At 70.1% G+C, this 19,853-nt stretch carries 20 protein-coding genes; 7 read left to right on the top strand and 13 right to left on the bottom strand.

Going from position 1 to position 19,853, the window contains the following annotated elements:
- Positions 1–25: 25 nt before the first annotated feature.
- The 8 genes from ACFYXF_RS14035 to ACFYXF_RS14000 form a co-directional block, all read right to left on the bottom strand.
- Positions 26–763, bottom strand: coding sequence for an HAD family hydrolase (locus ACFYXF_RS14035; RefSeq protein ID WP_389349787.1), 738 nt, complete (start codon positions 761–763; stop codon positions 26–28).
- Positions 760–1,566 carry a DeoR/GlpR family DNA-binding transcription regulator gene (locus ACFYXF_RS14030; protein WP_389349786.1) on the bottom strand — a complete coding sequence of 269 codons (807 nt, stop codon included), beginning with the start codon at positions 1,564–1,566 and terminating at the stop codon, positions 760–762. Before ACFYXF_RS14030 ends, ACFYXF_RS14035 begins: the two co-directional genes overlap by 4 nt.
- A gap of 82 nt (positions 1,567–1,648) precedes the next feature.
- Positions 1,649–2,683: a zinc-binding dehydrogenase gene (locus ACFYXF_RS14025; protein ID WP_389349785.1), complete on the bottom strand. Its 1,035-nt coding sequence runs from the start codon at positions 2,681–2,683 to the stop codon at positions 1,649–1,651.
- A 26-nt stretch (positions 2,684–2,709) separates the two neighbouring features.
- Entirely contained in the window at positions 2,710–3,717 is a 1,008-nt protein-coding gene (locus tag ACFYXF_RS14020; RefSeq protein WP_389349784.1) for a zinc-dependent alcohol dehydrogenase family protein, read from the bottom strand.
- Positions 3,714–4,526 carry a carbohydrate ABC transporter permease gene (locus ACFYXF_RS14015; RefSeq protein WP_389349783.1) on the bottom strand — a complete coding sequence of 271 codons (813 nt, stop codon included), beginning with the start codon at positions 4,524–4,526 and terminating at the stop codon, positions 3,714–3,716. Before ACFYXF_RS14015 ends, ACFYXF_RS14020 begins: the two co-directional genes overlap by 4 nt.
- Positions 4,523–5,485 carry a carbohydrate ABC transporter permease gene (locus tag ACFYXF_RS14010; protein WP_389349782.1) on the bottom strand — a complete coding sequence of 321 codons (963 nt, stop codon included), beginning with the start codon at positions 5,483–5,485 and terminating at the stop codon, positions 4,523–4,525. The genes ACFYXF_RS14015 and ACFYXF_RS14010 overlap by 4 nt, the downstream gene beginning before the upstream one ends.
- An 80-nt stretch (positions 5,486–5,565) precedes the next feature.
- On the bottom strand, positions 5,566–6,918 hold the full coding sequence (locus ACFYXF_RS14005; RefSeq protein ID WP_389349781.1) for an ABC transporter substrate-binding protein: 1,353 nt from the start codon (positions 6,916–6,918) through the stop codon (positions 5,566–5,568).
- Positions 6,919–7,116: 198 nt separating this feature from the next.
- Positions 7,117–8,625, bottom strand: coding sequence for an FGGY-family carbohydrate kinase (locus ACFYXF_RS14000; protein ID WP_389349780.1), 1,509 nt, complete (start codon positions 8,623–8,625; stop codon positions 7,117–7,119).
- 402 nt (positions 8,626–9,027) lie between these two features.
- Here ACFYXF_RS14000 and ACFYXF_RS13995 point away from each other — a divergent pair, with 402 nt between their 5' ends.
- Complete coding sequence (locus tag ACFYXF_RS13995) at positions 9,028–9,693, top strand: hypothetical protein (protein WP_389349779.1); 666 nt, start codon at positions 9,028–9,030, stop codon at positions 9,691–9,693.
- 77 nt (positions 9,694–9,770) lie between these two features.
- Here the strand turns inward: ACFYXF_RS13995 and ACFYXF_RS13990 are convergent, their stop codons facing one another.
- Both ACFYXF_RS13990 and ACFYXF_RS13985 read right to left on the bottom strand, forming a co-directional pair.
- The gene (locus ACFYXF_RS13990; protein ID WP_389349935.1) at positions 9,771–10,496 is read right to left on the bottom strand and encodes an LnmK family bifunctional acyltransferase/decarboxylase; all 726 of its coding nucleotides are present in this window, start codon (positions 10,494–10,496) and stop codon (positions 9,771–9,773) included.
- Between the two features lie 14 nt (positions 10,497–10,510).
- The gene (locus ACFYXF_RS13985; RefSeq protein WP_389349778.1) at positions 10,511–11,206 is read right to left on the bottom strand and encodes a TetR/AcrR family transcriptional regulator; all 696 of its coding nucleotides are present in this window, start codon (positions 11,204–11,206) and stop codon (positions 10,511–10,513) included.
- 386 nt (positions 11,207–11,592) lie between these two features.
- Between ACFYXF_RS13985 and ACFYXF_RS13980 the strand changes: the two genes are divergently transcribed.
- The 4 genes from ACFYXF_RS13980 (at position 11,593) to ACFYXF_RS13965 (ending at position 16,176) form a co-directional block, all read left to right on the top strand.
- Positions 11,593–13,206, top strand: a complete 1,614-nt coding sequence (locus tag ACFYXF_RS13980; RefSeq protein WP_389349777.1) for a GMC oxidoreductase — start codon at positions 11,593–11,595, stop codon at positions 13,204–13,206.
- A 13-nt stretch (positions 13,207–13,219) separates the two neighbouring features.
- Positions 13,220–14,722: an alpha/beta hydrolase domain-containing protein gene (locus ACFYXF_RS13975; RefSeq protein ID WP_389349776.1), complete on the top strand. Its 1,503-nt coding sequence runs from the start codon at positions 13,220–13,222 to the stop codon at positions 14,720–14,722.
- Positions 14,723–14,865: 143 nt separating this feature from the next.
- Positions 14,866–15,108: a DUF6411 family protein gene (locus ACFYXF_RS13970; protein WP_389349775.1), complete on the top strand. Its 243-nt coding sequence runs from the start codon at positions 14,866–14,868 to the stop codon at positions 15,106–15,108.
- Between the two features lie 102 nt (positions 15,109–15,210).
- A complete protein-coding gene (locus tag ACFYXF_RS13965; RefSeq protein WP_389349774.1) occupies positions 15,211–16,176 on the top strand; it encodes a YihY/virulence factor BrkB family protein in 966 nt (321 codons plus the stop codon).
- 34 nt (positions 16,177–16,210) lie between these two features.
- On the opposite strand, the gene ACFYXF_RS13960 is transcribed toward ACFYXF_RS13965, so the two are convergent.
- The gene (locus ACFYXF_RS13960) at positions 16,211–17,026 is read right to left on the bottom strand and encodes an oxidoreductase (RefSeq protein ID WP_389349773.1); all 816 of its coding nucleotides are present in this window, start codon (positions 17,024–17,026) and stop codon (positions 16,211–16,213) included.
- A 143-nt stretch (positions 17,027–17,169) separates the two neighbouring features.
- On the opposite strand from ACFYXF_RS13960, the gene ACFYXF_RS13955 reads away from it, so the two are divergent.
- Positions 17,170–18,036 carry an alpha/beta fold hydrolase gene (locus tag ACFYXF_RS13955; protein ID WP_389349772.1) on the top strand — a complete coding sequence of 289 codons (867 nt, stop codon included), beginning with the start codon at positions 17,170–17,172 and terminating at the stop codon, positions 18,034–18,036.
- Positions 18,037–18,111: 75 nt separating this feature from the next.
- On the opposite strand, the gene ACFYXF_RS13950 is transcribed toward ACFYXF_RS13955, so the two are convergent.
- Entirely contained in the window at positions 18,112–18,684 is a 573-nt protein-coding gene (locus ACFYXF_RS13950) for a TetR/AcrR family transcriptional regulator (RefSeq protein ID WP_389349771.1), read from the bottom strand.
- Between the two features lie 74 nt (positions 18,685–18,758).
- Positions 18,759–19,226 carry a winged helix-turn-helix transcriptional regulator gene (locus tag ACFYXF_RS13945; protein ID WP_389349770.1) on the bottom strand — a complete coding sequence of 156 codons (468 nt, stop codon included), beginning with the start codon at positions 19,224–19,226 and terminating at the stop codon, positions 18,759–18,761.
- Between the two features lie 96 nt (positions 19,227–19,322).
- Here ACFYXF_RS13945 and ACFYXF_RS13940 point away from each other — a divergent pair, with 96 nt between their 5' ends.
- Positions 19,323–19,823 carry a PaaI family thioesterase gene (locus tag ACFYXF_RS13940; RefSeq protein WP_389349769.1) on the top strand — a complete coding sequence of 167 codons (501 nt, stop codon included), beginning with the start codon at positions 19,323–19,325 and terminating at the stop codon, positions 19,821–19,823.
- Positions 19,824–19,853: the final 30 nt, after the last annotated feature.

Here is a 19,853-nt window from a genome sequence, read left to right as displayed (position 1 = left end):
CAGGGTGATCCGTCCGCCCCCGCTGTCAGTCCACGAGCCGCAACACGTCCGCCAGTCCGCGCTCACCGGTGCGGTGTTCGGCCGGGAGGATGTAGGTGCGCAGACCGCAGGCTGCCGCGCCGCCGTCGCGGACCGGGTTGTCACCGACCATGAGGGTGGCGCGCGGATCGGCGCCCAGGTCGGCGCAGGCCTTCAGGAACAGCTGCGGATCGGGTTTCTCGCGGCCCTGTTCATACGAGACGACACAGGTGTCGATCAGGGCGTCCAGCCCGTGATGGGCGAGGTGGACGCGTAGATCCCAGGCGAAGTCGCTCACGACGGCGACGCGCAGTCCGCGTTCGCGCAGGGCACGAAGGACCGGTTCGGTGTCGGGATACGGGACCCAGGCGTCCGGAGCGGTGAGTTCCCGGTAGGCCGCCTCCTCCGCGCCGCGCAGGAAGTCCACCTGCTCCCACCAGCCCCACATGGCACGGCGGTGCTGTTCGCAGGAGAGATCCCGGCCTTCCTGGAGGGCGACGACGGACGGCAGTCGGAAGGCGGTCCGCAACTGGTCGGAGATCTCCGCCACCGCACCCGGCGCGTCCAGCACGGTGGGACGGCCCGTGGCGGCGGCGACCCGGTGCAGCCAGGTGTCCAGGTCGATCATCTGGAAGATGGTGTTGCTGAAGTCGAACAGCACCGCCCGGACCGGGGGCACCGGCGCGGCCGTCTCGGCGTCACTGGGGTGGTAGGCGGTCGGCGTTTCGAACAGGGTGCGGATCACAGGGCGGGCTCTTCGGGTTCGACCGCCTCGACGGTGGCGCCGAGATCGCGCATGGCCGTGAGTTCCCCCTCGGGGGTGCCGGTGTCGGTGACGACGGAGTGGTAGTCGGCCGCGGTGCCGTACGCGTACGTGGCGGTCTTGCCGAACTTGGAGTGGTCCACCAGGAGCAGCGCCTGCTCGGCGGAGGCGAGCATGGCCAGCTTCACCTCGACGTAGTCGCTCAGGGGGTGGAAGAGCCGGCCGTCCAGGACGGCCGTGGCGGACATCAGGGCGAGGTCGGCCCGGATCCCGGACAGGGCGCGGGTGACGGAGGGACCGGTGCAGGAGTTGAAGTCGCCGCGGTAGTGACCGCCGAGCAATGTGACACTCACGCCCGGCGCGGCACCCAGGCGCTGCGCGAGGCCCACGGAGTTGGTGACGACGCTCAGCTGGTCCAGCTCGGCCAGGGCCCGGACCAGGGGGAACAGGGTCGTCGAGTCGTCCATGAGCACCGTGCTGCCCGGCCTGATCCGGTCGACGACGGCCGCGCACAGCGCGTTCTTGGCCGCGAGGGCGCTGTTCTCCCGGAACCGGGTGGCGGTCTCCATGGTGAGCGCGGGGAAGGCGACGGCCCGCCCGCGCTCCTTGCGCAGGAGATGCCGCCCGGCGAGGTCGTCGAGGTCCCGGTGCATCGTCATCAGGCTGACGTCGAAGTGCCGGGCGAGGTCGTCGATACGGGTCTCGCCGTGGTCGGCGACATACCGCAGCACGGCCTGCCGCCGCTCCTCGACGGCCGCCTGTGACAGTCGGGTACGCGCGGTCACGGCGCCCCTCCTTCCCGGTCGCTCCGATCTCGCAGTTTCCCACACGGCCCGGTGGGGGCCGTGTTTCGTCCGCTCCCCGGAACTAGACACCGTTCACGGTGACCAGCACCTTGACCTGTCCCGGATCGACGGACGCGGCGAAGGCCTTGGCGGCGTCCTCCAGCGGGTAGGTGGCGGTGACGATCTCGGCCGTGTCGATGGCGCCGGACGAGATCAGGGACATCGCGGTGCGGTAGTCGTCGCCGGTGTACATCAGGGTGCCCTCGATCCGTATCTCCCGGTCCTGGACCAGGTCGAGGCGGACGGGGGTGGTTCCTGCGGCACCGACGCCGACGACGATGACCGTACCGCCCTTGGTGACCAGGTCGATGGCCTGGGCCATGGACTGCTCGCGTGCGACGCAGTCGAAGACGACGTCGGCCGGTCCGCCGAGCGCGGTGTGGGCCCGCTCGGCCAGGTCGGTGGCGTCGGCGGGCAGGGCCGCGTCGGCGCCGAGCCGCAGGGCGCGTTCCCGCTTGCCGTCGAGCAGGTCGGTGACGGCGATCCTCGCGGCGCCCGCGTGCCGGGCGGCGGCGAGGACGAGCAGCCCGATGGGCCCGGCGCCGAGCACGACGACCGTACGGCCGGTGAGGTCACCGGCCTTCGCCACGGCGTGCACCGGGGTGGCCAGCGGCTCGACGAGGGCGGCCTCGATGTCCGTCATCCCGTCCGGGACGCGGTGGACGCGGCCGGCCGGGATGGTGAACAGGTCGGTCATCGCGCCGGGCGTCTGGCAGCCGAAGACCTTCAGTTCCTGGCAGATGTTGTAGCGGCCGGAGAGGCACTGGGGGCAGGTGCCGCAGTACAGGTTGGGCTCGATGATCACCCGCTCGCCGGGCGTGAAGTCCCCGGCCGCCGTCCCCACCGCGGCGACGACACCGACCGCCTCGTGACCGGGGCGGTAGGGCAGGTCGATGAAGGGATGGTGCCCGGCCGCCGCGTGCGTGTCGGAGCCGCACACACCGACGACCGCGGTGCGTACGAGGAGTTCGTCGTCCCCGGGTACGGGCGCGGGCACGTGCTCGATGCTGATGTCGTCGAGGGAGCGGACGAGTACGCGGCGGATCTGCTCGGTCATGGTGGGGGTCCGTTCGGTTCGGGTGTTCACGCGGAGGCGAGACCGGGCTGGATCTGGATCTTGCGGCCGATTCCGGCCTGGAAGCGGGCGATCGCGTCCGGGAACGCGGCCAGGGGGAGGCGGTCACTGATGAAGACGCGCGGGTCGATGACACCGGTGGCGAAGAGGTCGGCGGCGCGTTCGAAGCTGTGGAGGACGGCCATCGAGCCGGTGATCGTGATCTCCTGGTTGTAGATCCGGTACGGCTCGATGGTGGCCCGTGTGGCGTAGTCGGCGACCCCGAACTGCAGGTAGGTGCCGCCCTTGCCGACCCGGCCGAGGGCGTCCTGGATGGCCTTCGCGTTGCCGGTGGCGTCGATGACCAGATCCCAGCCGTAGTTCGGCCGGTCGAGCTGGTCGGCGGACGTGGCACCGGCGGAGCAGCCCAACTGCCCGGCTGTGGCGAGACGTTCGGCGTTGATGTCGACGACGTCGACGCTCGCGGCGCCCGTGGCCTTGGCGAGCTGGAGCATCATCAGGCCCATGGTTCCGGCGCCGTAGACGAGCACGCGGGAGGCGAGGCGGCTGCGCAGGACGTCGTAGCCGCGCACCGCGCAGGACAGCGGCTCGATCAGGGCCGCGTCCTGGGCGTCCACGTGGTCGGGCAGTCGTACGCAGTTGGCGACGGGCGCCACGGCGTACTCGGCGGCGGCGCCCGGGTGGGTGACGCCGATGGCGGCCCAGCGTTCGCAGAGGTTGTTGTGGCCTAGGCGGCAGTAGTGGCACTCGAAGCAGTACAGCGACGGGTCCACGGCGACCTGGTCGCCGATCGAGAGTTCGGTGACCTCGCTGCCGAGGCCCACGACCTCCCCGGCGAACTCGTGGCCGGGGATGACGGGCAGCTTCGGGGCGAACTCGCCCTGGAGGATGTGCAGATCGGTGCCGCAGATTCCGGTGGCCGCGACCTCGACGACGACCTCGCGCGGGCCGGGGGAGGGGTCGTCGACGGTGGCGAGTTCGACGCTGCCCGGCTGGGTGATGACGGCTGCCTTCACTTGACTGCTCCCAGGGAGAGACCTCGTACGAGCTTGTCCTGGGCGGCGAATCCGGCGATGAGGACCGGCAGCGACACCAGGGTGGCCGCCGCGCACAGCCGGGCCAGGAACAGACCCTCGTTGGTGATGAAGCCGACCAGGAACACCGGCGCGGTCGACGCCTGGGTCGCGGTGAGGTTCACGGCGAACATGAACTCGTTCCAGCTGAAGATGAAGCAGATCAGCGAGGTGGCCGCGAGTCCCGGCATGGCGACCGGCGCGACGACACGCCACAGCACGGTGAGCAGCCCGGCGCCGTCGACCTCGGCGGCCTCCAGGATCTCCTTGGGGACCTCGGCGAGGAACGAGCGCATCATCCACACCGCGATCGGGAGGTTCATCGCGGTGTAGAGGATGACGAGCGTCCAGATGTTGTCCAGCATCCCGGCGTCCTTGACGATCAGGTAGACCGGCAGCAGGGCCGCGATGGCCGGGAGGAACTTCGTGGACAGGAAGAAGAACATCACGTCGGTCCACTTCTCGACCGGCTTGATGGACAGCGCGTACGCCGCCGGCACCGCCAGGGCGAGCACCAGCACCGTCGAAAGGATGCTGGCCATGGCCGAGTTGAGAAGGAAGGGGGTGATGTCCCGGCTGAACAGCAGCTTGTACTGGTCGAAGGTGACCGGGGCGAAGGGGGTCGGCGGGTTGGTCGCCGCGTCGGCCTCCTGGTGGAAGGAGGTGAGCACCATCCACGCCACCGGCGCGAAGAACGCCAGCGTGGCCAGCCAGGCGACGAACGTCCAGAAAGGTGACAGGCGCTCGGTCATCGGGATGTCTCCTCGCGGAACAGCGACGCGATGGTGCGCAGCGCGAAGGTCGCGATGACGAACGCGCCGAGCACGACGACGACACCGGCGGCGGCCGCCTCGCCGTACTCGTACTTGCGGAACATGGTCAGGTAGATCTCGTACGGCAGGTTGGTGGTCTGGGAGCCCGGACCGCCCTGGGTGATGGTGAAGACCGCGTCGAAGGTCTGCACGACGTAGATCGTGCCGAGCAGTACACCCAGCTCGATGTACTGGCGCAGATGCGGCAGCGTGATGTGCCGGAACGTCTGGAGCGCGGAGGCCCCGTCCATGCGGGCCGCTTCGAGCACGTCACCGGGCTGTGCCTGGAGACCGGCCAGCAGGATCAGCATCATGAACGGCGTCCACTGCCACACCAGCGACACCACGACGGCGGGCATGGGGTAGGAGGAGATCCAGTCGACCGTGGGGCCGTTGTCGGCGCCGAACAACCGGTATACGGCGTTCAATGCGCCGTTGAGCAGGCCGTAGTCGGGGTTGTAGATGGCGTGCTTCCACAGCAGCGCCGCCGCGACCGGCATGACCAGGAACGGGGCGATGAGCAGTGTGCGGGCCAGCCCGCGGCCCACGAACCGGCGGTCGAGCAGCATGGCCAGGCCGAGGCCGAGGATCACGCTGATGACCACCACCGACGCGGTGAGCACGACGGTGTTGAGGACGGCCGTGCGCAGCCGCTCGTCGGTGAAGACGAACGAGAAGTTGGAGAGGCCGACGAAGTGGCGCTCGCCCGGCTTGAGGATGTTCCACTGGAAGGTGGAGATGATCAGCGTGGCCACGAAGGGCAGCTGCGTGACGACGATGGTGAAGATCAGCGCGGGCAGCAGCGGGACGCGCCGCTTCCACTTGGCCGCCGAGCCCGAGGACTTCCGGGGACGGACGGGTGGGGGAGCCTGCCTGGGGGGTGCGGTGAGCGTGGTCATGAGAACTTTCCTCCGCCGGTGACGGCCGGGGTCGGTGAAGCGGCGCCCGGCCGGTGTCAGGGCCGGCCGGGCGCTGAAGGTCACTTCTGGTAGGTCTTGGCGACGTCCTCGGCGAGCTTCTGGCCGTCGTCCAGTGCCTTGTCCACGCTGGTCTTGCCGGCGATGGCGGCGGAGATCTCCTGGGTGACCTTGGTGCCCAGGTCCTGGAACTCGGGGATGGCCACGTACTGGATGCCCACGGTCGGCCTCGGCTGGACGCCCGGGTTCGCCGGGTCGGCGCCCTCGATGGACTTCAGCGTGATGTCACCGAACGACGCGGCGGCCTTCTTGTACTGCGGGATCTCGTACGTGCTGGCCCGCTTGCCGGCCGGGACACGCGCCCAGCCGAGCTTCTCGCCGACCAGGTTCTCGTACTTCTTGCTGGACGCCCACAGCATGAACTGCGAGGCGGCGTCGGCGTTCTTCGTGGTCTTCGGCATCGCCCACGACCAGGCCCACAGCCAGCCGCTGCTGTCCGTCTCGACGGTCGGCGCGTACGCGTAGCCCACGCTGCCCGCGATCTTGCTGGAGGCGGGGTCCTCCAGGGAACCGGCGGCGCTGGTCGCGTCGTACCACATCGCGACCTTCTTCTGGCTGAGCGCGTTCAGGCACTCGGTGAACCCGGCCTGCGGGGCGCCGGACTCGCCGTGCTCCTTGACCAGCTTGACGTAGAACTCGGTGGCCTTCTTGAAGCCGCCGGTGTTGACCTGCGCCTTCCAGTCCTTGGTGAACCAGGTGCCGCCGAAGGTGTTGACCATGGACGTCAGCGGCGCGCCCAGCTCGCCCCAGCCGGCCAGCCCGCGCAGACAGATGCCCTTCATACCGGGCTCGGCGCCGTCGACCTTGGCCGCGATGTCGGCGATCTGCTGCCAGGTCGGGTGTTCGGGCACCGTGATGCCCTTCGCCTTCATGACGTCCTTGTTGTACATGAGCATCGAGGACTCGCCGTAGAACGGCAGGGCGTAGAGCTTGCCGTCCGAGCCGGTGAGCGACTGGACCATCGGCTTGAGCAGGTCGGCCTTGTCGAAGCTGGTGTCCTTGTCGGCGTAGGTGCCGAGGTCGTGCAGCCAGCCGTTCTTCTCCCAGATGGGCACCTCGTAGGCGCCGATGGTGGCGACGTCGTACTGACCCGCCTGGGTGGCGATGTCCTGGGTGACTTTGTCGCGCAGCTCGTTCTCGGGAAGGATCGTGAAGTTGACCTTGATCCCGGTGTCCTTGGTGAAGTTGTCCTTGGTCAGCTTCGCGATGTCCTCCATCTGCGGGTTGCCGACCATCAGGACGTTGATGCTCTTGCCCCCGTCCGAGGACCCGCCGGCCCCGGCTCCGGAACAGGCGGTGGCGAGCAGGGCGGTGGCAGCGGCGCCGGCTATGAGGGCGTATCTGGTCGATCGCATGTGACGGGGGACCTCTCGTGCGGGATGCGTCCCTGGGGGGTCGGGCGCGTTTCGATGGCGGAATTATTAGCAGGAGACTGCGCCTTTGTTAACGTATTTTGCGAGATAACTTTTCGTTATTTATCGTTAAGGTGGCTCGGAGGGGGTGTGAGGAGGGTGCCGGGACCCGCCTCTGTGGCGTGATCCGGCGGACGGGTCTCAGGCCTCCGGCGCGTCCAGGCGGGACCAGACCGGCCCGAGGGCCTCCAGCGCCTCCCGGTACACCTCGTACGCCTCGTCGAGGACGGCGACCCGGTCGGGGCGGGGTTCGTGGCGTCGGAGGACGGTGGCCCCGGCGCGCGGGTCCGTCACGTCGTCGAGCAGCCCGACGGCCGTGGCGGCCAGCAGGGCCGCGCCCCGGGCCGCGCTCTCGCGCACGTCGGTCACCACGACCGGCCGCCGCAGCGCGTCGGCGAACATCTGGCTCCACACCTCGCTGTGCGCGGCGCCCCCGGTCAGCCGGGCCGCCCCGGTGACCGGCAGCTTCGAACAGAGCGCGTCGACGTGCCAGCGGTGATTGAGTACGACGCCCTCCATCAGGGCCCGCAACAGATGCCCGCGCTCGTGCCAGCCACGCAGCCCGAGGAACGTCCCGGAGGTGGGATGCGGATGCGGGGAGCCGTAGACGAACGGGTGGAACAACACCTCCGACGGCCCCGCCAGATGGGCCTCGACCTCGCGGCCGATCGTCTCGTGGACGCCGTCCCGCTGCTCGGCCGGGCTGCCCGTGACCCGCAGGAACCACTCCAGGTTCGCCACCGACGCCGGCGAGGTGGACATGGTCATCCACTGTCCGGGGCGGACGAAGTGACGGACCTGCCAGCGCGGATCGACGACCGGGTGCTCGACGACCACCTGGTTGATGCTGAACGACCCGGCGATCAGGCACAGTTCGCCCGGCACCGTGCCGCCGATCCCGAGCGCGGCGGCGTCGACGTCGTGGGCGCCCGCGACGACGGGCGTGCCGGCGGCGAGCCCGGTGAGGGCCGCGGCCTCGGGGGTGACGGTCCCGCTCACCGCGTCGCACGCGAGTACCGGCGGCAGCAGGTCGGAGAGCGCGCCGAGACCGAACAGATCGAGCAGTTCCGGTGAGTAGCCGCCCCGCCGCATGTCCGTGAACGAGGCGCTGGCGTCCGTGGGATCGGTGGCCACCGCGCCCGTCAGCCTCAGCCGCAGCCAGTCCTTGCAGGACAGCAGCCAACGGGCCTCGTGAACCACCTCGGGCTCATGGCGGACCAGCCAGGCCAGCAGGGCGGCCGGGGAACCCGCGAAGGGCACCGTGCCCGACAGCTCCAGGGCGCGCGACCAGACCGGAGTGCCCCGCCACTCCGCCAGCACCGGTTCGGCGCGCGTGTCCATCGCCACGATCGCGGCCCGGACCGGCCGGCCCCCCTCGTCGACGGCGTACAGACCGTCGCCGTGCGCGGCGAGTCCTACCGCGGCGACGGCCCGGCCCGCGTCCGGACCCGCCTCGGCGAGACAGGCCGCGATGGCCTGCCGCGCCGTTCGCCATACGTCGTCCATGTCCCGCTCGACCCAGTGGGGCCGAGGGGTGCTCAGCGGAAGCATGCCGCTGCCGCGCGCGACCGGTCGGCCGGTGGCGTCGAACAGCACGGCCTTGGTCACCGTGTGTCCCGCGTCGACACCGAGCACCAAATCACGCGTCACGGCTCACACCCGCCCCAGGTCGCGCGACCGGAACAGGCGACGCGGTCTCCTCGCGTACCGAAACCACACAGACCACAACTCGATCGTCCCACGCGCGAGGTCGGCGGGGCCGGACCACCACCGGGACACCGCGTCCAAGGGGGTCCTCTTCGGACGGGAAGCGCATGTCGTCGGCGGACGGGACCAGAGCGGCACCGTATCCATGGCCTGTGAACGATCCCTTCGCGCTGTCGCCACTGCCGGGCCCCGGACAACACGACCGCAGTGCGCCCTCCTGCGCGTCGTGTGCCCCCTGCCGAGAACTGATCAGAGGTGGGCAGTATGGAGACGGTTGGCGTGTATTCATGCTGCTTCGCCGCGAGTTGGGGGACTGGTCGCTGATGCGGGTCTTGAGGGGTCGGGGTGGCAGCTAGCCGATTGGCGAACACCGGGCTGCGCAACGCCCTCGCGGAAGCGGGCTGGACCTTGCACGAGCTGGCCCGCGCGGTCAACGCGGCGGGAGCCGAGGGCGGGATGCGGCTGCGCTACGACCGCACCTCGGTCTCCCCTTGGCTGGCCGGAACCCGGCCCCGCCCCGCGGTCCGGTTGCTGATCGCCGAGGTGCTGTCCCGTCGGCTCGGCAGAGCGCTTGCCCCGGAGGACTGCGGGTTCGACACCGGCGGGCCCGGGGCGGTCGTGACCGCGCACATACCCGGTGACGCGGACGCCACCGTCCGGCGCTTCGCCGAACTCTGCCGGGGCGACGTGGTGCTGCGGCCGGCGCCCTCCGAACCGCTGCCGGTCGGGACGTCTCCGGTGCCGGTCTGGTCCGGACTCCCGGCACCTGCGGTCCTGCCGGAGACCGGGCCGGGCGATCCCGCCATCGAGGCGCTCGACGGGCCCAACTCCTGCTGCGGCACGCCCAGATCGACGAGGCGCTCGTCGAGGTCCGCGCCTTTCTCGACCTGTACCGATGGCTCCACTCGGCCCCGGCCGATGACGCCGGCCGTGAACGCCGGGCCCTGCTGCACCCGTTGCGGCGCTCGCCGTCCGCGCGGGCGGTCCTGGAGGAAATGGACAGCGCCTTGAGGGGGTGTCCCTCGGCCGACCGCGAGCACGTGGGCCGTGCCTAGGGAGGGGCGCGACGCGTCGGTCTGTTCGCCTTCTCAGCGCGACCGGCCGCTCAGGTCGTCCACCAGCAGGTGCAGCGGCCGGGAGCGTTCGTGGGCCGGCAGGGAGTCGGTGAGGCCGAGTAGGTCGAATGCTTGGGCGATGATCTCCACCTCGTCGACCGAGTCGGCGCCCAGTTCCTGAAGCGTCTCGTCGAGGGAGACCTCGCCCGGGGGCAGGTGCAGGATCTCCTCCACGGCCTCCCGCAGCAGGCGGATGGCGCATACGGCGAGGAGTCGGCCGTCGGCCCGGTCATGAGCGCTGATGTCCAGCACCTCGTCGCCGACGCCGCCGGAGGGGACGTACGCGCGGACGGTGAGGGTGACAGTGGTGCCGGTGTCGGCGTTGCCGAAGTAGCAGAGCTTCTGGTCGATGACCAGGCGGCGCAGGAACTCCTCGTCGCTACGGCCGAGATGGCGCCAGTACGCGAGGACGGCGGCGTCGATGATGCTGAAGTAGGCGGCGAAGTAGACGAGGCCGACGCCGTTGAGGTCACGGACCGGGTCGATACGGTGGTCCGTCGTGTAGGGCGGGGATGCGGCGGTGCGCGTGTCCTGGCGGCCGTCGACGAGGAGCGAGCCGGCGCGTCGGGCCGACGACGTGATCGCCCTGGGGGAGAACTCCCGGGGGAGCAGGGGCAGTTGGTCGTGGGTGAAGCCGACCGGCGAGGCGCTGACCAGGCCGGTGTTCCCGCCCTCGCGGGACCGGCGTCTCCCCGGGATTTCCCGTACGCCGACTACTCGCCTGCGGAGTCCACGGCCCGGAGGCGGATCATCGGCTTCCGGCCGGGAGCGGCGTCGGCGTCCGTGTCCGCGTCGAGGAACCGGGTGATCGCCTGCAGAGCCTGGCCGAGGGTCGTGCCGAGCGGTGGGTCGGTCGGCTCGTGGGGCTGGAGGGCCCAGTGTTCGACCGCGACGCGCAGCGCGGTGTTCATCATGCCCGCCTCCAGACGGACGGTCAGGTCGTCCTCGGAACGGCCGGTGCCTTCGGCGATCAGGCCGGCCAGGATGCCTTCGGCGTCGAAGTGCGCCTCCAGCCAGACGGCGCGCAGTCCGGGCTCGTCCCGGCTCAGGCGGATGAGACCGCGCAGGGTTTCCAGGTGCTGCGCGACAGGGGTGCCGGGATCCTCCAGGACCGAGAGCGCCTCGGCGAGCGTACGGCTGCCGTTCCAGTAGTCGCGCAGACGCCCGGTCAGGTCCTCGATGCCCACCGTGAGCAGGGGGCGCGCGCACTCCTCCTTCGAGCGGAAGTAGCGCCACAAGGTGCGAGTGGAGAGTCCGGCGGCCGCTGCGATGTCCTCCGCCGTCGTTCCCGCCACGCCCCGCTCGACGAACAGCCGTACCGCCTCGTCGGCGATCTCCATGCGCGTCGCTTCACGGCGCCGTTCCGTCAACGGAGGTCGCCCCACGCCCGCACCGGGTCGCCCGGCCATCCGTTCCTCCTCGCCTCGGTGCGGTGATCCTAATTGATGTCACGATGTGACTTCATGGCGCGCCACGACAGAAAGCAGTACGGTGTTGCCGCACCACCAGCCCCCCACGCAAGGAATGCCCCATGGCCATCACAGGTCTGTACGGCAGAGGCGTCATCGTCATCATCACCGGAGCCTTCGGGCCCCTCGCGGTGAGGTGCCCGGGCGACCTGGGTCGCATCGCCGCCCACGAGTAGCAGTCCTTGCCCTCGTCCGCTCTCCGTCCGGTGCGACCGCCGGCCTGACGGCGCCACGCCCCCGCTCATGGCCCCGGCGAGGGTCCCGAATATCCCAATTGACATGTGCGCGACATTGGCGAATCGTCCCCACCTTTCGACTGGAGTCCCATGTCCGACAACTCCCCTTCCCCCACACTCACCCGCCGCAGACTGCTGACCGCGACCGCACTCGGCGCGGCCGCCGTGGGCGGATCCGTGACCGGCGCGGGCCGGGCCCGCGCCGCGACCTCCGCCGCCGCGCCCTCCGTGACCGAGCGGCGCGAACGCGTCGTCGTCGTGGGCACCGGCTTCGGCGGCGGCGTCACCGCGCTGCGACTGGCCCAGGCGGGGGTGTCGACCCTGGTTCTGGAGCGGGGTCTGCGCTGGCGCACCGGCCCGAACGCCACCACGTTCTGCCGCTTCGCCAACATGGACAACCGTTCCGCCTGGCTGACCGACCATGCCGTCGTCGGCGGTGTCGACAAGACATGGACGCCTTTCACCGGCGTACTCGAACCCGTCGTCGGCAACGGCATGACCGCGATGGTCGGGGCCGCGGTCGGCGGCGGCTCGCTCATGTACCACGGCATGACCCTGCAGCCGACGAAGGCGAACTTCGCCACGTCGATACCGGTGGCGGCGGGCCTCTACGACGACCTGAACCTGTGGGCGTACCCCACCGTCGCCCGGATGCTGGGCATCTCCACCATCCCGTACGACCTGCTGGCCTCCGCCCCTTACACGTCCTCCCGTCTGTTCCAGGAGATCGCGCCCAAGGCGGGCCTGACCCCGTTCAAGGTGCCGCTGCCCATCGACTGGAGCTATGCCCGGGGCGAGTTGACCGGCCAGTACGAGCCGACCTACACCAACAGCGACATCGCCTTCGGCGTCAACAACGGCGGCAAGCACTCCATCGACGTCACCTACCTCGCCCAGGCGGAGTCCACCGGCCTGGTCGAGGTGGCACCCCTGCACGTCGTCCGCGACCTCGCCCTGGGCGCGGACAAGCGCTGGGTGCTGTCCGTCGACCGCATCGACACCGCCGGCACCGTCCAGGAGCGGATCCGGATCACCGCCGACGCGGTGTTCCTCAACGCCGGTTCGCCCGGCACGACCCGACTCCTGGTCAAGTCCCGCGCCAAGAACCTGATCCCGGACCTGCCCGACGCCATCGGCACCCAGTGGGGCAACAACGGCGACCGGATCTGGGCCTGGATCAACCCGACCGGCGACGCCGGCACCCAGCAGGGCGGTCCGGCCTCTATCGGCGGCACCGACCCCACCAGCCCCATCCCGCTCACCGTCGTCCACGCCGGCTCGCCCATCCAGCAGCCCGGCCTCACCGCGCTGACCGTGGTCGGCTTCGGCATCGTCGACGGCGCGGGCACCTGGGCGTACGACGCCACGACCGACGACGCCGTCCTGACCTGGCCCACCGACGCCGACGCCGCGCTCCAGGCGCTGATCGCGACCCGGATGAGGGCCATCGCCACGGCGGGCGGCGGCATGATGATCGACACCAACGCGAACGCCCCCTCCACCTGGCACCCCCTGGGTGGCGTCCCCATGGGCGACGCCGTCGACCTCACCGGCCGCGTCCTCGGCCACAAGGGCCTGTACGTCCTCGACGGCGCCCGTATCCCCGGCTCCACCGGCGCCTGCAACCCGTCCATGACCATCGCCGCCCTCGCCGAGCACAGCATGCGGACCATCGTCCGCCAGGACGTCGGCCGCACTTTCTGACCGAGGAGATGTCATGCGTATGAAGACCCCATGGGCGGGAAGAGCCCGCCCTCGACTCCTGACGGCAGCCGCGCTGATCCTCCCGCTCCTGCTCGGAACCTCCTCGGCGGTCGCCGCGCAGTCCGGTGCCACGGGCTCGGCGCAGGCTGCCCGGTCCGCCGCGAGCCCGACGGTCACCGGACCGGTGACGGGCGGAAACGGTTCCGTCGTGCTGCAGGCGACGGCGTTCGACCTCGGCAGCGTGGGATACACACGGTCCGAGTACTTCCTGTCCGGCACCGCCGAGTCCTACGTACCCGAGGAGCCCCTCGACGCCGACGGCCGCTGGCAGGTCACGTCGGCGAGCAGTGCGCCGTACACCACCCGGATCGTCGTGAACCGGCCCGCCGATCCCGCCCGTTTCAACGGGACCGTCGTCGTGGAGTGGCTGAACGTCAGCGGCGGCCTTGACGCCGCCCCGGAGTGGATCTACGCCCACAACGAACTGATCCGCGAGGGCTACGCCTGGGTGGGCGTCTCCGCCCAGGCCACCGGAGTGACCGCCACCAAGGCCGCGGACCCGGTTCGCTACGCGGACCTGTCCCACCCCGGCGACAGCTACTCCTACGACATCTTCAGTCAGGCCGGCCAGGCCGTACGGGACTCCGCGGCCACGGTCCTCGACGGGCTCCGCCCCCGCGTCGTACTGGCCAACGGCGAGTCGCAGTCCGCGTTCCGCCTCACCACCTACATCAACGCGATCCAGCCCCTGGTGTCGGTGTACGACGGTTTCCTTGTCCACAGCCGGCGCGACATCGGCGCGCCCCTCTCGCAGGCACCCCAGGCGGACGTCCCGACTCCGGCGGTCGTCCGCTTCCGCCCGGACCTGGACGCACCGGTGCTCGTCGTCCAGGCCGAGACCGACGTGATCGCGCTCGGTTCCCTGTCGGCCCGGCAGGCGGACTCGCACCGCCTCCGGCTCTGGGAGGTGGCCGGCACCGCCCACGCCGACGCCTACATCGGCCTCGGCACGATCGACGACGGCAGCGGTGTCGCAGGCCTCCAGGGGCTGAAGGCCATGCTCAGCCCGCCGACCCGGACCGGCTGCGGCTCGCCGATCAACACCGGCCAGGCGCACTACGTCCTGGACACCGCAGAGTTCGCGCTGAACCGCTGGGTGAAGACCGGCGTCCCTCCGGCCAGGGCACCCCGCCTCCAGGTGGACACCTCCGGTTCCACGCCCGCCTTCGTCCTGGACACCCACGGCAATGCCGTGGGCGGCGTCCGCACACCGTCGGTCGACGTGCCGGTCGCCGTCCTGTCCGGCCTCGGGCAGACCGGGGCGTCGTTCTGCTTCCTGTTCGGTACGACCACCCCCTTCGCCGCCGAGAAACTGGCGGCCCTGTACCCCGACCACGCCACGTTCGTCGCGAAGTGGACGGCCGCGACCGTACGAGGGGCCGCCGCGGGTTTCATCCGCCCGGCCGACGCGGCTGAACTGATCGGAGCGGCCACCGACTCCGGCATCGGCGGCTGACGCACGACGGGCGAGGCTCCCCGGCGGGCGGGAGACGAGGCGTCAGATGCCTCGACTCCCGGCGCGGGGAGCCTCGTTCGATACGCGTAGGTGCCCGTACCCGGGGCACCCGTCTCCTCCCGACCGACCAAGGGAGCAGACTCGTGATCATCGCCGTAATTGTCGGAGTGTGTGTCGTCCTGGCCGTGCTGGCCTTCTTTGTCCCGCGTCTCTCCCGCCACCCCGAACGCGGTACGCAGCGTTCGCTCGGCGCCGGCGCGCGGACCGGCGGAAAGGCGCCCGGCTTCCTGGGCAAACTTCTCAGCAAGCCGTTCCGGTCGAGTTCCCGAGCCGTGGGCCGCAGTGGCTCGGCCGGCCGCCGCACGCGTGGCCGCATGCCCTTCTGACGACCGCCCGTCCGTCCCACAACCGTCCGGCTGTACGGTTCTCCCCGCGGCAAGATCGCGTTCCTCGTCTCGCCGTACGGACGACAGGAGGGGACGTTCTCGATGGGGACCGTCGTACACGTGCCGCAGACGCGGGACATGATCGGGGAGGAACTGTCCGGAGACGAGGCGCTCACCGCGCTGAGGCACTACGGCGGCCGCCGACTGCTCCTCGACGCGTTCTCCCGCTTCCGTTACGCCGACGGCTTCACCAACTCCCGTTCGCTCGCGTTCCAGATCGTCGTGGGCCTGGTGCCGTTCACCATCGCGCTGGTCGGCGTGGCCACCACCGTGCACACGGAGAGTGTGGGGCGGATCATCGAACTCACCCTGGGGCAGATCGTCCCGGGCGCCAGCGCGAGCCTGGTCGAGGACGCTCTGGACGCCACCGCGCGCAGCGCCGGTTCCGGAATCGGGAACGCCGTCGCCATGTGGCTCGGCCTGGCCTTCGCCGTACTCAACCTCGCCTCGGCTATGGGGCAGGTCGAGCGGGGCGCCAACCGCATCTACGGCATCGAACGCGACCGGCCGTTCCTGGCCAAGTACGGCCGTTCCCTGCTCCTCGCGCTCACGGCGGGCATGCCGATGGTCCTGGGATTCCTCGTGCTCGTCGCCGGGGATGCCATCGGGAACGCGGTGGTGGAGGCCCTCGGCTGGTCCCGGGAACTGCTCGACTGGTGGCGGCCACTCGAAGTGCCCCTGGGAGTGGTGCTCGCCTGGGTCGCGTCGGCGGTGATCTTCCGCTGGGCTCCGCGCAGGGACCAACCGGGCTACACCTGGCTCGCGTTCGGCTCGGCGGTCCACCTGGTCCTGTGGATCACGGCCACCTGGCTGCTGGCGCTGTACGTCGCCAAGAGCGGAGCGTTCGGCGCGGTGTACGGACCACTGACGGCGTTCGTCGCCCTGCTGCTGTGGGCCAACCTGACCGGTGTGGCCCTGTTCCTGGGCATCGCCTTCGCGGCCCAACTCGAAGCGGCCCGGGCGGGGATCACCGAGGCGGTGCAGCCGGATCCGGGGCCGGGTCCGTGAGCCGGGCCACCCGACTTCCTCAAGGAGCCAGGTCTCAACGGGCGAGCTTGTTGACCTTGCGGATCTGTCCGTCGAAGGCCCCGGCGGGCAGGATGCGACGCGCCGTGCTGATGCGCCGGGCGTTCCTGCTGGCGCCGTACCGCAGCTTCGGCTTGGAGTCGGTGGCGGCCGCGACGATCGCCTTCGCGACGGTGGCGGGGTCGTCGCCGTCGTTGTTGAACGTCGCCGCCAGTCGGTCGGCGATGCGCCGCTGCTCCGCGTAGATCTGCAGGGGCATGTCGGGTGCGACGGCGTTCGACTCGAAGGAGGTGTTGGTGCCGGCCGGTTGGACGAGAAGGGCCCGGACCCCGTGTTCGCGTATCTCGTGGTCCAGGGACTCGGTGTACCCCTCGATCGCGTGCTTCGACGCCGCGTAGGCGGCCATGTAGGGCGCGGGGATGAACCCGAGGATGGACGAGATGTTGATGATCCGTCCGTTTCCCCGGCCGCGCATGTGCGGCAGGACGGCCTTCGTCATGCGCATCACGCCGAAGACGTTGATGTCGAAGACGCGCTGAGCCCGCGCGACGGAGTTCTCCTCGTCGGCGCCCGAGGAGCCGATGCCGGCGTTGTTGACGAGGACGTCGATCCGCCCGAACCGAGCGATCACCTCCTTGACCGCGGTGGTGACCGAGTCGTCGTCGGCCACGTCGAGGGCGAGGAAGGTCAAGCCGTCGCGACGGGCGACGCCCGATGCCCTCCGGCTCGTTCCCACCACGTCGAAGCCCCCTGCGGCGAGCGCGAGGGCGGCCGCCTTTCCGATGCCGGAGGACGCACCTGTCACGAGTGCCACCGGCCGGGTTGTCGTCATCGCGGTCTCCTGAAAGGTCTGGGGAAGTCGGCTTGCAAGCTCATAGTATTACAGTCATACTTCAATGGTCGACGCAATGCTGAGGAAATCGACCGCTCCGAGCTCCGGCGCCCTCGCGGAGCCCCACCCCGAAGGGCACGACCATGAATGACTCACAAGAAGTACGAGACGGCGTCGTGACGTCGTACACGAACGCACCGACCCGCACCGTCACCGCCGGGGGAGTGACCTTCGCCTACCGCGACCTGGGTCCCCGGTCAGGTGTCCCGGTGGTCTTTCTCAACCATCTCTACGGGGTTCTCGACAACTGGGACCCCCGGGTCGTCGACGGCATCGCCGCCAAGCGCCGGGTCATCACGTTCGACAACAGAGGCGTCGGCGCCTCCACCGGCTCGACCCCGCGCACCATCCAGGGGATGGCCCAGGACGCCGTCACCTTCATCCGGGCGCTCGGGCTGGAGTACGTCGACATCCACGGCTTCTCGATGGGCGGCATGATCGCCCAGGTGATCGTGCAGACCGATCCGCAGCTCGTCCGCAAGCTGATTCTCACCGGCACCGGTCCTGCGGGCGGCGAGGGCATCAAGAACGTGACGGTGTTGTCGCACCTCGACACCGCCCGTGCCCTGCTCACCTTCCAGGATCCGAAGCAGTTCCTCTTCTTCACCCGCGCCGCGGGCGGGCGCCGGGCCGGCAAGGAGTTCCTGGCCCGGCTGAAGGAACGTACCGCCGACCGGGACGAGGCGATGTCCCCGATCGCGTACAACAACCAGCTCAAGGCCATTCACCGCTGGGGCCTGGAGCAGCCCCAGGACCTCTCCGGCATCACCCAGCCCGTGCTCGTCGCGAACGGTGACAGCGACCGGATGGTTCCGTCGAGAAACTCGGCCGACCTCGCACGACGGCTGCCGAACGCCGAATTGGTGATCTATCCCGACGCCGGGCACGGCGGCATCTTCCAGTTCCATCGGCAGTTCGTGGAGACGGCTGTCGAGTTCCTCGAACGGTAGAAGGGGAAGGTGCGGACGCGGCCTCGGCGGATCGCTCAGCTCTTCAGTCAGGGGCGGTGGCCGTAGGTGGCCCCGTCATCCCATGAATGCGAGCGCGTTCTCGATTCCCCGCTCAAGGACGTCGTCGGCGAACTTCCGGTCGGAGACGGCACGGGACAGCTGCAACGTCCCCACCAGCATGGTGAAGAGCCCGATGGCCGTTCCGCGAGCGGACTTCGGATCCTCGGGCGTCAGACGGGCGGCGATCTCCCCCAGGATGGCCCGCGCGCCGTCGGTGTACGCCTGCTTGGTCCCGCCCTCGCAGCGGCCGACCTCGTCGAGCAGGGCTGCGGAGGGGCATCCGAGGCCGGGGTTGTCCCGGTGCTCGGGAGACAGATACTCGCGAACGAGGTCCTCCAGTCCCGGGCGGCCGGGGCGCAGGGTGCCGTACCTCTCGACCTGGGTGCGCAGTTCGTCGGCCACGACATGGGCGACGAGGTCGTCCTTCGATGCGAAGTGGGCGTAGAAGGCTCCGTTGGTGAGCCCCGCGTCCGACATCAGCGTGGAGATGCCCGAGCCGTCGATGCCGTCCTGCTTGAAGCGGTGGCCGGCCTTCTCGATGATGCGCTGCCGGGTCACCTGCTTGTGCTCCTTGGCGTAACGCACCACGAGCTGCCTCCATTTGCTCCGTAGGGTCAGTTGCCTCTTGCCCAAGAGTAATCCATGACCTTACGTGCGTAATATCATGGCCGGAGGCGGGCCCCGGGTCCGAGTCGGGCGGTGATGTCGCCAGGGGTGAGGGTCGAGTGCTCGGCGGAGCACTCGACGACGACGCGGACCGGGGCGTCGCAGTCGGTGTGGCGGATGTCCAGTACGGGGCCCTCGGGGCCGAGGGCGTGTTTCTCGCCCCACTGGCTCAGCGCCAGCAGGACCGGCCACAGGTCCCAGCCCTTGCGGGTCAGGCGGTACTCGTTGCGGGCGCGGCTGCCCGGCTCCTGGTAGGGGACGGTCTTGAGGACGCCCGCCGAGATCAGCTTCCGGAGGCGGTCGCTGAGGACGGCCTCCGACAGGCCGATATGGCGGTGGAAGTCGTCGAAGCGGCGGACCCCGTTGACGGCGTCACGCAGGATCAGCAAGGTCCATTTCTCTCCGACCACGTCGAGCGTGCGCTGGACGGGGCAGTTCTCGGTGCTCGCCTCAAGCCACTCCATCTCGCCATCGTACGACCCTGACTTCGTCATTGACAGTCAGCTGAATCCACGGCTAGCTTCATTTGCAAAAGTCAGAGGACGGGAAGGTGCTCGGTCGTGGGACGGACGCGTACGTATCAATGGGAAGATCCCGCGATCCTGGCGGAGGCCGCCGGGCGCATGGCCGGCATCGACTTCCTGCGCGAGCTGCGGGAGGGGCGCCTGCCGGGGCCGCCCATCAACTACTCCATCGACTTCGCCCTCGACGAGGTGGAGCCGGGCAGGGCGGTCTTCTCCCTGACGCCGGGGGAGGAGCACTACAACCCCATCGGCAGCGTGCACGGGGGCATCTTCGCCACCCTGCTCGACTCGGCGGCGGGCTGCGCCGTCCAGTCCACCCTCCCGCAGGGCATGGCGTACACCTCGCTCGACCTGACGGTGAAGTTCCTGCGCCGGATCACCGTGGACACGGGTACGGTGCGCGCCATCGGCACGGTGGTCAGCAAGGGCCGTCAAACCGCCCTGGCCCAGGCCCAGTTGGTCGACGGGGCGGACCGTCTGCTCGCCCACGCCACCAGCAGCTGCATGCTCTTCCCGGTGCCTCCGGCGAAAGGGTGACCCCGTGTCAGGCCGGACGGACGCTTGCCG

It is taken from the genome of Streptomyces sp. NPDC002680 (genome assembly GCF_042889145.1).
Classification (GTDB): Bacteria; Actinomycetota; Actinomycetes; order Streptomycetales; family Streptomycetaceae; genus Streptomyces; species Streptomyces adonidis.
This window is presented reverse-complemented; position numbering and strand designations above follow the sequence as displayed.

Excerpts from the sequence above, each read along its gene's own strand:
- ACFYXF_RS14025 (WP_389349785.1), bottom strand. The coding sequence starts at position 2,683 with ATGACCGAGCAGATCCGCCGCGTACTCGTCCGCTCCCTCGACGACATC.
- ACFYXF_RS14015 (WP_389349783.1), bottom strand. The coding sequence starts at position 4,526 with ATGACCGAGCGCCTGTCACCTTTCTGGACGTTCGTCGCCTGGCTGGCC.
- ACFYXF_RS14010 (WP_389349782.1), bottom strand. The coding sequence starts at position 5,485 with ATGACCACGCTCACCGCACCCCCCAGGCAGGCTCCCCCACCCGTCCGT.
- ACFYXF_RS14005 (WP_389349781.1), bottom strand. The coding sequence starts at position 6,918 with ATGCGATCGACCAGATACGCCCTCATAGCCGGCGCCGCTGCCACCGCC.
- ACFYXF_RS13985 (WP_389349778.1), bottom strand. The coding sequence starts at position 11,206 with ATGGCCGGGCGACCCGGTGCGGGCGTGGGGCGACCTCCGTTGACGGAA.
- ACFYXF_RS13980 (WP_389349777.1), top strand. The coding sequence starts at position 11,593 with ATGTCCGACAACTCCCCTTCCCCCACACTCACCCGCCGCAGACTGCTG.
- ACFYXF_RS13975 (WP_389349776.1), top strand. The coding sequence starts at position 13,220 with ATGCGTATGAAGACCCCATGGGCGGGAAGAGCCCGCCCTCGACTCCTG.
- ACFYXF_RS13965 (WP_389349774.1), top strand. The coding sequence starts at position 15,211 with ATGGGGACCGTCGTACACGTGCCGCAGACGCGGGACATGATCGGGGAG.
- ACFYXF_RS13960 (WP_389349773.1), bottom strand. The coding sequence starts at position 17,026 with ATGACGACAACCCGGCCGGTGGCACTCGTGACAGGTGCGTCCTCCGGC.
- ACFYXF_RS13955 (WP_389349772.1), top strand. The coding sequence starts at position 17,170 with ATGAATGACTCACAAGAAGTACGAGACGGCGTCGTGACGTCGTACACG.
- ACFYXF_RS13945 (WP_389349770.1), bottom strand. The coding sequence starts at position 19,226 with ATGGAGTGGCTTGAGGCGAGCACCGAGAACTGCCCCGTCCAGCGCACG.